Source organism: Rhizobium fabae (assembly GCF_003985135.1).
GTDB lineage: Bacteria > Pseudomonadota > Alphaproteobacteria > Rhizobiales > Rhizobiaceae > Rhizobium > Rhizobium pisi.
In genome coordinates this window covers 21,508-31,307 of record NZ_ML133658.1, presented here as the reverse complement: position 1 = coordinate 31,307, position 9,800 = coordinate 21,508, and the positions used below count along the sequence as shown (strand labels likewise).

The 9,800-nt window shown below is 58.2% G+C and carries 10 protein-coding genes and 1 tRNA gene; 5 read left to right on the top strand and 6 right to left on the bottom strand.

Going from position 1 to position 9,800, the window contains the following annotated elements:
• Nucleotides 1–129: 129 nt before the first annotated feature.
• Nucleotides 130–1,467, bottom strand: a complete 1,338-nt coding sequence (locus tag EFB14_RS25665) for an extracellular solute-binding protein (protein ID WP_126829406.1) — start codon at nt 1,465–1,467, stop codon at nt 130–132.
• A 177-nt stretch (nt 1,468–1,644) separates the two neighbouring features.
• Between EFB14_RS25665 and EFB14_RS25660 the strand changes: the two genes are divergently transcribed.
• The gene (locus EFB14_RS25660; RefSeq protein WP_126829489.1) at nt 1,645–2,259 is read left to right on the top strand and encodes a GNAT family N-acetyltransferase; all 615 of its coding nucleotides are present in this window, start codon (nt 1,645–1,647) and stop codon (nt 2,257–2,259) included.
• Between the two features lie 20 nt (nt 2,260–2,279).
• Here the strand turns inward: EFB14_RS25660 and EFB14_RS25655 are convergent, their stop codons facing one another.
• Nucleotides 2,280–4,037 carry a glucosidase family protein gene (locus EFB14_RS25655; protein ID WP_126829405.1) on the bottom strand — a complete coding sequence of 586 codons (1,758 nt, stop codon included), beginning with the start codon at nt 4,035–4,037 and terminating at the stop codon, nt 2,280–2,282.
• Between the two features lie 330 nt (nt 4,038–4,367).
• Here EFB14_RS25655 and EFB14_RS25650 point away from each other — a divergent pair, with 330 nt between their 5' ends.
• The 3 genes from EFB14_RS25650 to EFB14_RS33030 all read left to right on the top strand — a co-directional run bounded on the left by EFB14_RS25650 (nt 4,368) and on the right by EFB14_RS33030 (nt 6,134).
• Nucleotides 4,368–5,549, top strand: coding sequence for an ROK family transcriptional regulator (locus EFB14_RS25650; protein ID WP_126829404.1), 1,182 nt, complete (start codon nt 4,368–4,370; stop codon nt 5,547–5,549).
• Between the two features lie 82 nt (nt 5,550–5,631).
• Nucleotides 5,632–5,925, top strand: coding sequence for a helix-turn-helix domain-containing protein (locus EFB14_RS25645; protein WP_125846923.1), 294 nt, complete (start codon nt 5,632–5,634; stop codon nt 5,923–5,925).
• 59 nt (nt 5,926–5,984) lie between these two features.
• Nucleotides 5,985–6,134, top strand: a complete 150-nt coding sequence (locus EFB14_RS33030; RefSeq protein ID WP_164737583.1) for a hypothetical protein — start codon at nt 5,985–5,987, stop codon at nt 6,132–6,134.
• Nucleotides 6,135–6,137: 3 nt separating this feature from the next.
• Here EFB14_RS33030 and EFB14_RS25640 read toward each other — a convergent pair whose 3' ends face one another.
• From EFB14_RS25640 to EFB14_RS25630, 3 genes are all read right to left on the bottom strand, one after another.
• Nucleotides 6,138–6,350, bottom strand: a complete 213-nt coding sequence (locus EFB14_RS25640) for a hypothetical protein (protein ID WP_125846922.1) — start codon at nt 6,348–6,350, stop codon at nt 6,138–6,140.
• A gap of 396 nt (nt 6,351–6,746) precedes the next feature.
• Entirely contained in the window at nt 6,747–6,968 is a 222-nt protein-coding gene (locus EFB14_RS25635) for a hypothetical protein (RefSeq protein WP_126829403.1), read from the bottom strand.
• 240 nt (nt 6,969–7,208) lie between these two features.
• Nucleotides 7,209–7,285 (bottom strand) — tRNA-Pro (locus EFB14_RS25630).
• A gap of 485 nt (nt 7,286–7,770) precedes the next feature.
• Here EFB14_RS25630 and EFB14_RS25625 point away from each other — a divergent pair.
• Nucleotides 7,771–8,799, top strand: a complete 1,029-nt coding sequence (locus tag EFB14_RS25625) for a hypothetical protein (RefSeq protein WP_126829402.1) — start codon at nt 7,771–7,773, stop codon at nt 8,797–8,799.
• A 285-nt stretch (nt 8,800–9,084) separates the two neighbouring features.
• On the opposite strand, the gene EFB14_RS25620 is transcribed toward EFB14_RS25625, so the two are convergent.
• Nucleotides 9,085–9,753 carry an HAD family hydrolase gene (locus tag EFB14_RS25620; protein WP_126829401.1) on the bottom strand — a complete coding sequence of 223 codons (669 nt, stop codon included), beginning with the start codon at nt 9,751–9,753 and terminating at the stop codon, nt 9,085–9,087.
• Nucleotides 9,754–9,800 lie beyond the last annotated feature (47 nt).

Genomic DNA, 9,800 nt, shown 5'->3' with positions numbered 1-9,800 from the left:
TCCGGTACTCCATGAAGCCAAAGCTATGGTCGTTGCGCCGCAAGCCTGGGATCGCGGCGCTGATTTTGAATTGAGGTCGACGAGACGCAGGCCACGGGCGCGGACGACCGTGGCCTGCGTCCGCGCCATTTATTTCTGACCCTTCAGGTAGGCCTGATAATCCTTGTCCATCGCGTCGACAAAGGCCTCGGGCGTGATCTTGCCGGACAGAAGAAGCGGCGTGTTATCGTCGATCGTCTTCAGCATCGTCGGGCTCGACCAGTCGGGGTAGTGGCCGAGAGCGTCGTTGGCGTTGAGCGTCTTCCACATTTCGATGCCGGAGCTGAGAAGCGGCGTCAGCTTTGGCTTTGCGTCCGCGGCTAGCGATGTTGCCGGAAGATAGCCCGCAGCCGCCCAGGTTTCAGCAGCCTTTTCCGAAACCATATAGTCGACGTATTCGCCGGCAAGGTCTTGGGTCGCCTTGCTTTTGGCAAGGCTCGTTATCGCCCAGGCGAGATCCACGCCTCCGACGCTCAAGGGCTTGGAAATGCCTTTCGGTGCGGGAATGGCCATGAAGCCGATATCCGGATTATGTTGCATGTCACCGAAATACCAGGTCCCGGAGATCAGGAACGCGCCCTGCCCTGAGATGAAGAGCTGGACGGCGTCGTCACCCGAGATGCCTTCGAAACCGGGGAAGAAATAGCCGCCCTTTGCCCATTGCTGCACGAGCTTGGCGGATTCGATGTTCCCCTTGGTATTCCAGGAGCCGCCCCTGCCGTAGATCAGATCGTCAAGTTCGGCGCGATTGCCCGCGTCGATATGCGCCTGATCGATCGCGCCGATCATGTGCAGAGCCAGATGCTGCTTTGCCGAGCCCATCATGAAGGGCGCAACGCCTTTTTCCTTCAGCTTATCAAGATCGGTCAAGAACTCCTCGAAGGTCTTCGGCAGCGCTATCCCAGCGTCGTCGAGAACCTTCTTGTTGTAGTAGAGACCGACGATCTCGCCGAGGCCCGATATGCCGTAGGTCTTGCCGACCCCGAATTTCGCACCCTCCCAGCGATCTCGAGCAAGCACGGAATCCGACTGCCGCTTATCCCATGCGAATTTCTTGATGTACTCGTCAACCGGCAGAAGCAGTCCTTCCTTGACCATCGCGCCCATGTCGCCGGCGCCCTGGTTGACTTTCGTGATCACTGGGCCGTCGCCTGCCGAAACCGCAAGCTTCAGCGTCAGCTTCATGTCATCAAAGGTTCGGGCGGTGCGCTTGATCGTGACGCCGGAATGCGCAGCTTCGAACTCCTTGTTCAGCTGCTCAATGACCGCGCTCTGACCTTCATAGGTCTGGTCATCCCAAACGGCCAGATCGTCAGCGCGCGCAGCCGCTGAAAGGCTGAAGCTGACGAGCGCCGCGCCAGCAAGCGCGACAGCTGCTTTCAATTGCCGTGTTGACAGTATGTTGATCGATTTCAAGCTTCTGTTCATTTGTTCCACCTCACTTGATTTATTCTCCACTCCCCGTTCAGTCCTTGCGCCAAACAGCGGCTGAACGTTTTCTTTCCTCAGAGCTTTGCCGGGCCGGCGAATCTGAGGTAATCGTCAATGCATGAGCCTCCCTCGCAACCTGAAATGACAAAACGCCACGCAGGAGGTGGCAAAGTGATGGATAGCAACTGCTTCATCCGCCCGGCGACTGACGCGGACAGCGAGGCCCTTTTCGAAATCTGCCTCAAAACCGCGAATGGCGGCAAGGATGCCAGCGCGTTTTACAGCGACCCGCACCTGCCCGGTTACATCTGGTCGGTGCCCTATCTCAAATTTGCCAGAGACTTTGCCTTTGTTCTCGTTCAGGACGGCCGCACGGTCGGCTATGTCGTCGGCGCGCCGGACACCAACCAGTTCGACAGAGACCTGGCTGCAAACTGGTGGCCGTTCGTCCGCCAGCAGATCGCCGGCCTGGCGCCCGCCCGTGCGCGCGATGCCGACGTGATCGAACGGATCCATAGCCCGCGCAGCGGTACGCCGTGGCTTCAAGACGACTACCCCGCGCATCTTCATATCAACATCCTTCCCGGCCTTCAGGCAAGCGGTTGGGGACGCAGGATGATCAACACTGAGCTTCAGGCGCTTCGAAACCACGGCGTCGGAGCCGTGCATCTCGGCGTCGATCCAAACAACGAAGGCGCGAGGGGCTTCTACCGTCACCTCGGCTTTTCGGAACTCGAACGGGATGGCGCCGTGGCCTTTGCGATGCGGATCGATGGGGGATCTGCCTAGAACCGACGGCGCCGTGATGCTCATGACGCCGGCTCCGCATTTGCAGCGTCCAGCCCATATTTTAAGACGACCGCCGCCGGCATTGCGCTCCAGCCCTGAAGCAGGGAGCCGCGCCCATAAGGCGGCGAGAAATATTCCACCGCGCCGATCCAGCCGTTTTCGAGGCAGGTTTCCCACCAGCGGGTCAATGCGTAGCGTGCGCCCCCAAGTCCGTGGCGAAGTCGTTCTTCGGCATAGGCGCCATCCCAATAGGGCCAGTCCGAGCCATTATGGTAGCGGTAGGGAAAAGCGGTCTTGGATCGTAAATCGCTTTGCCGCTTGAACGGCGGATAGGCGCACATGACACCCCAACTGCCATAGGGCTGCTGTTGGTTGTTACGTGTTTCCAGTTTGGTTTCACAAGCTCTCAGGAGGCCGATGGCCCTCTGCTTCGAAATCGCGCCGAATCGCGACAAGGTCAGGCTGTCGAGAACGAGATGATCCTCGACAAAGGCGCCAGGCGTTCCGTAGTCGATATATCCTCCCGTTGCCGGCACAAGGAGCTTGGCTTCGATTTCCAGGCGGGCCAGATCTGCGGTCTTGAGCGCGCGTTCGGCAAGAGCGGGATCATGATCCTTGCCGAGTTTCGCCACCGCGTCCATGGCGCCGACGAAAAGGCCCAGATTGTAGGAGACGAGACCGTCACGATAGACATTGTCGGCCCAATCTCGGTCGTTGCGCGGTTTAACTGGCAGAACGCTGTCAGGGCCAGCGAGACTGAAATAACGATCGGTGATCGCCTTCACGACCGGCCAGTGTCGCTCCACCTCCGCAAAGTCCTTGGTTGCGCCGAAATATTTGTCCAAGAAAAGAATGAGGAAATGCGGGCTGTCAAAGTGGTCGCTCCACCAGTCCTGCGGACGGTTGTGGTACTCCGGAACAGCCCTTTTGTGATTTTTGGGATTGGCCTTGCTGTCGGCGACAAAGTGCTGCCAGGCTTCCGACTGTGCCGGCCCCGTCAAGATCACGCCGCTGGGGGCTTCTCCGTCTGGCTGCACTCCCTTGGCGAGAATCCGGATCTCGTCGCGTACCGCCTCCGGTGCGAGCGTCAAAAGGGGCTGCATCGTCCAATAACCGTCGCGGTAATAGGTCCGCGCGGGAGCACTGTAGGCCTGTCCTGCGGCAAGGCCCGCGAAAGCGCCGTTTTCGTCGCGCCTTATGCTGGAAAGGGCGGCATGTATTCCCTGGCTGACCATGCTGCGCATCAACGGATCGGCCTCGGGCGTCATGTCGCAACGCGCCACATATTCAGCGGCTTCCGCGATAATCGCTTCGCTGCTCAGGCTGAGAGCTTTCTCGGCTTCGTCTCTTGAGGCGCCGACGGCAATCCGCACATCCGGACCCGAGGCCTCCACAATGAGGACGCCCCAGGCCATTTCGAAAGTCCGCAGATTATGGTTCCGAGTGACCTTCGCCTTCGCGCTTTCTCCATCCGGCTCATGCCACCATGCGCAACGGCGGGCGGGATAGATGCCCTGGAGGGCCACTCCGCGGATCAACATAACGGGCAGCGACTGCGCGACAAATACCCCGCCGTGCTTTGAGACGACCCGGTTCGGAGCATAGGTGTACGGGCCGCTGATCGGGGAGAATCTCACGCGCCCCAGGCTGCCTGCGCCCCACAAGGCAAGATCGGCATATCCATCCGGATGAACGTCCGCCTGAAGGCGTGGCGCCATGACAGGTAGTAAAACGGGCTCTTGGGCGGAAAGCTGTCCATCGGCGGCGGGCTTTATCATGAGCAAATCCCCAGCAGCCAAGTCAAAGAGACGGCAGGACGCGAAAGAGGAAATAACCGGATAAGCCTAGGCCAATTCCTCTTCGAGCGCTCTTCGCGGATGCACTGTCAACCAGACGATATGGATGGCGCATACTTCTCCTCGACCCTCTTCATTTCATCGCGTATTGCATCGCAGTTTCATCCCAGCCTACAGGCGACTTCTCATTTGTCAAGGACGTAGACAAATTGCTGGCTTCGATGTATTGAATTCTCATTTGTCGCGATAATTGTGGTTGCATATCGCCCCAATTAAGTATGCGATCCGAACTAATTGGAACGAGCTAGCCGGATGGCAATGACATCTCCCGTCGCACAGACTCCCATCGCCCGTAAAATTTCCACCAATGCCGTGATCCGAACCGTCTTGGCGAATGGATCGATCTCTCGTGCCGATATTGCCAAGCTAACCGGTTTATCGAAACAGACGATTTCCGATGTCGTGCGCGACCTTGAGGATGACGGTTGGCTGAAGCCTGTCGGACAGACCGACGGTCGTCCCGGCCGGAATGCGATCACCTATGAAATCAATGCCAGAGCGGGACTGGCTGTCTCCATCGATCTGGGGGGCACCAAGATCGCTGCGGCTATCTGCGATCTGCTGGGGAACGTGATTGCCGAAACCAAAGTATCCACCGACCGCCGCGGCGGGACGCATCTCGTCAATCAGTTCAGCGATACGATCGTCGAACTCGCGTTGGCCGCCGGTACGACCGCTGACAAGCTTCGTCTCGTCGTTCTAGGCACGCCCGGCGTGCTCGATCCGACGACCGGACATATCAATGTCGCGCCGAACATCCCCGGCATCGACGCCATGGATCTACGGCAAATCTTCAGCGACAGAATGGGCATACCCGTGATCGTTGAAAATGACGTCAACCTGGCCGCGCAAGGGGAGAAATGGCGGGGACACGGTGTCGACACCGACAATTTTGCCTTCATTGCTCTCGGAACCGGTGTCGGCATGGGCATCATCGCCAACGGAGGCTTGTTGCGTGGCGCGCGTGGCGCGGCCGGGGAAATCGCCTATCTTCCGATCGGCGGGGATGCTTTTGACCCTGGCGGATTTACGATTGGAACTTTCGAGTACGCGGTCGGCAGCGTCGCGATGCTGCGCCGGTACACTGGTTTTGGCGGGCAGAACGCATCCACCGTCGCCGATCTCTTTGCCGTGTTCAGTGCAGGAGACACAAGTGCGGCGGCCGCGATCGAAGAGACCGCGCGGCTGGTGGCGGTCGCCATTGCCGCCATCGGAGCAACTCTTGATCCTGAAATGGTGATCATCGGCGGCAGCATCGGTGCAAGATCAGAACTCGTCGACGCCATCCGGCGTTTCCTGCCGCGATGCACGCCCTACCCGCCGCGTATCGAGATCAGCCGTTTTGGGAGCCGGGCCGCTCTCATGGGAGGAGTGGGGATCGCGGTCGAGCGCATGCATGACGATCTATTTGGTGTAAAACTGCGGGAAGTTTGAAGAATGCATGCAGCAGCCGTCAGTTCGCCAATCAACCGCTGCGCCACTTGAGAAGCGCAGAAAATGCGCTAGATTTTCCATCATGATAACGGCAACGCAGATACGCGGCGCGCGCGCCATGATCGGAATGAGTATCGAAGAGCTCGCCGCCGCAAGCGGCCTGCCTGTGGAGACCGTGACGGCGCTGGAAAGCGGCGAGTTTACGGGCGAGCCGCACGCGCTGTTCGATGTGCGCAGCACGCTCGAAGCGCACGGCATCATCTTCCTGTCCAGCGGCAATCAGGACGAAGGCGGTCCTGGCATACGGCTACGCGCACGCACCTCCAGCGACGACGGCATCCGGCCGGAAAACCTCAACGCCGCCAACGACGACTGACGGAACCAATTCGTCGCCAGGACGTTTTCGCTGTCCCATGACAAATCGGGGGCAGTCTCTTGAGCCGCAGCAATGGTCTCTACGTCATCATCGGCATTCTGGTCGTCGCCGTCATCGGCCTCAGCGCCTACATCTTCCACCAGGAACGCAAGCCGCAAGGGGTCGAGATGAGCATCGACAAGAACGGTGTCTCGATCAAGCAGAACTGAAGATCAGAGATAGGTCTTTGCAAGGTCGGCGAGTTTGCCGCCGTCCTTTACGCCTTGCCTGTAGAGCTGGATGATAACAGCGCCGATCCGCTCGGCTTCCGGCGTCGTCTTGCTCAGACCGCGTTCATCGCAGACCTTGTCGAGCACCTGCGAAAGCAGGTCGAGATCTTCCGAAAACAGCGGTAAATCATGGGGATGAATTGACGATCGCAACATCACGCCGCAGCTCCCTCCGAGGGCAGACGCATTCACCGCCTGCATCGTCGGACGCCCTCCACAACCGACAATAAAATCATTATGCGCGAGCGCCCTAATTTTAGCAACGGCGCAAATTCCTGTGGAACAATTTTTTGTCCCGTGCGTTGCGGCCGCGTTTCGAAGCAGGAATCAAACACGCGCAGACGTGAGTGAAAAGCGCTTTCCCTCCCCGTCCGGGTCCTTCACCAGACGACAGCCCGATCGTTTCCACCGCCTCGGATGCTGACGAATATCTGAAGAGGTGGAGCAGCTTTCGGACAATATCCCGTTCTAAGCTCGGGCACGATCATCGCCTCGCTCTCCAGCATTGCTAGGCGCGCTCGATGGTCTGGGCGGATCGCAGGTATAGATCAGCTAGCCGTTGCGGCCGCCGCCCGCAGCGATGCGCTGGGGATGAATGAAGCCTTCCGTGATCACCTTTGCGGTGATTTCGATCACACGTTCCTCGGCGAGTTCAGCAAGCGCCAGGGCGACATCGCCCTCCGACCAGCCGGCTTTAACAGCCTCATCCGACAGAGCCTGGAACGCGCTGGCGAGGCTCTGCCTGCAAGTTACATTCTGTTTGATATCGGCCATGCGCTCGCACTAGGCTATCTGTGATAGGGATATTGCTAATCTACACCTATTCGCGAGAATGCGAAGAGGTTTTGGATTATTTTCAATCCAAACCTGGGGTATTCAACCACGAACTGGGTATAACCTTAACAAAAGGCAACAAGTATTGCCTCCTCCCACCAAGGGAGTCCCAAAAAGAACTAAGAGATTTTCTTGCGACTACACTCTGGGGGAGTATTTCATCGCACTATTTATTTTAAATGGTCGGGGCGACTGGACTCGAACCAGCGACCCCTTGACCCCCAGTCAAGTGCGCTACCGGGCTGCGCTACGCCCCGACCTGCCGAAACGGCTTGCTTCGTTTATGTAATCGCCCTTCCGAGCGCAAGCGGAAAATAGGGCCGCGGGAAGAAAAATGGAGCATAAGGCACGTGGATGCACTCGTCCGAGGAGAGAGTCCGGCCTGTGGCGGCTTTGAGCCGTGGCGCGAGACGCATCATGCCGCAACATCTCGCTGGGCCGAAGAGCATCACGGCAAACTGAGAAGCGGCGGCCGGTGGCCGGCACGAACTACGACGATCTAAGGGTATCTTTTCGCCGCATGTCGCCGCAGATTAGCCATCGTAAAGCACGGAGCTGATTACCACGGCGTAAGTGCTCGCGATCCGCCTTGGAATGGGTCGTTGGCGCCGGTTGGTGCCGATCATTTGATGACTGGTGGTGAGTCTCTGCCTCATGCGGCAGAGACGGCAGTTTCGCTGGCGATGGGGTTGAACGGCCGATGGCTGCTCTGTTTCATTTTCGCCATTCCGCGAGGGGGTAGATGAGTAGCAAGAAACCAAGGAAGGTATATCCGCAAGAAGCGCTAGTCGCTACCTTCGCCAAGCACTCAATAAGCTCCCCGTCCACTTTTCTGCCCGACCAGTGGTCTTCAGGACGTGAGCCCGCTGATATGATTATTGTTATCGGCCGAGCATTGTTCATGTTTAATATGAAAGATTCGAAGGCGTGGCTGAAAGGCGTTGCCGAAGAAAATCTACGCCAAGCACGAGACCGGATCGCTGAGTGGAAGCTTGGTCGCCAGATTCGCGGAAAAAATGAATGGCAGTCGTTTGCTGTTGCGTGGGATGACATCGACTACATTCACGTCGTCAGCGTAATAGACGGCCCACATGCTGCATGCCTCGATCACCCTGCTTTGGAACAAAACATGGATGAGAAAGTGTGTCTTTGCACAACTTTAACATCCGACGTCCTTCGAGAGTTAGTTGTCCGTGCCGGCGGCGCTCGAGACTTGATCACCCTCTGCGTAAGTATAAAAGGAAGAGGCATACTGCCAACTCAAATCGTAAAAGACGAATTGGCCAACCGCCATGTCAATCTAATCCAGAAAGCTAAAGAGACTTTTCCTGAAGCCCCGACTTCTGGACTTCGCGATCCGCACACCCGCGAACCAATCAGTTGGTTTGAAGCCTATATGGTCTCAGCACGGCTTCTTAGAGCGGGTTTGCATGCTGACCCGCATTCGACGCAATTGTCTGATTTGTCTTGGAACGAGACAATCCCAGCCGCAGCGTTCATCAGTCAGTGCGTAAGGCGAATGGAGGGTATTCGGTTATCCCCAATGCGGTCTGCTGCGTTCGGAGAGCAAGCCAAGTACCGAGTGGTCGTGGGGAGCATAGATGCCGTGAAGGTTAACCCGTCGAAGTTCCGTCCAATATCTGAACAAGAGGGGTCATACTTCACGCTCCTGGTTATGGTTACACCGGCTTTCCCCAATGATTTACTGCTGTTTAACGACCCTCCGAAGGTGTTAGCAACAGAGATGATGCTGCAGGCATTAAGAGGGTGACCTGCTCAACTCTTCTCTTCGCGATCCATGCAGCAAGAGCACAACAACTTGAGTTGGCAGCCTCTACAGGCTCGCGAATATGTCGGACGCCATCGATGCTCTGACAGCGGCGGGCACCATGGCTGGTGGATTCTCTCGATCCGAGCTCGGACAAAGCGAAATTTATAGGAGCGGTGCCCGTATCACGACACGCGTTCTCCTAACAACCGACACGCCACGGCGCCAATCTGAAATGCAAGCGGAAAAATCCTCCTCCGAGAAAGAGGAGACACTTCTCGCCAACGCTCAAACACTTGCCAGCATCAACCGACCCTCAGCAGTCTGGCGGGGTTGCCATGCCTGGTAGTTGGCGATCGAAAAATGCGGTGTTTCGAAAGGCGTGGCGTGGGTTTCGGTGATGACGGTGACGTCGGCGCCGGCAGCTTCCCCGGCGAGAATGCCGGCGACGGCATCTTCGAAAACCAGGCATCTCGACGGATCGACGCCGAGGCGGCTTGCGCCGAGGAGGTAGCCTTCGGGGCTCGGCTTGCCTGATTTGACCTCCCCGCCGCTGACGATGACCTTCGGCATCGGGATGCCGGCAGCGGCCATGCGGCGCCTGGCGAGCTCGATCGGGGCCGAGGTGACGATCGCCCATTTGCCATCAGCGACGGCGGAGAGGAAGCGGACGGCGCCCGGGATTTCGACGATACCGGAGACATCCTCCATCTCCTCGGCAAGCAACAGGTCTGCCTCATGGGCCGGATCGACGCCGGGCAGGCCGAGGCCGCGGATAACGTCGGAGGCGCGAATGCCGTGAATCGTCTTCAGGAAGACCTCCGGCTCGAAGCCGTGACGTCTTGCCCATACGCTCCAGACACGTTCGACGACGGCGATGGAATTCAGCAGCGTTCCATCCATGTCGAAGAGGAAGGCGTCATAAGATCTGTCGAGGATGTCATGGAGAGCGGACACGGGTTTCTCCTTGCGGGCATGAGGTCGGGGCGGCCTCCGCGCTGGCG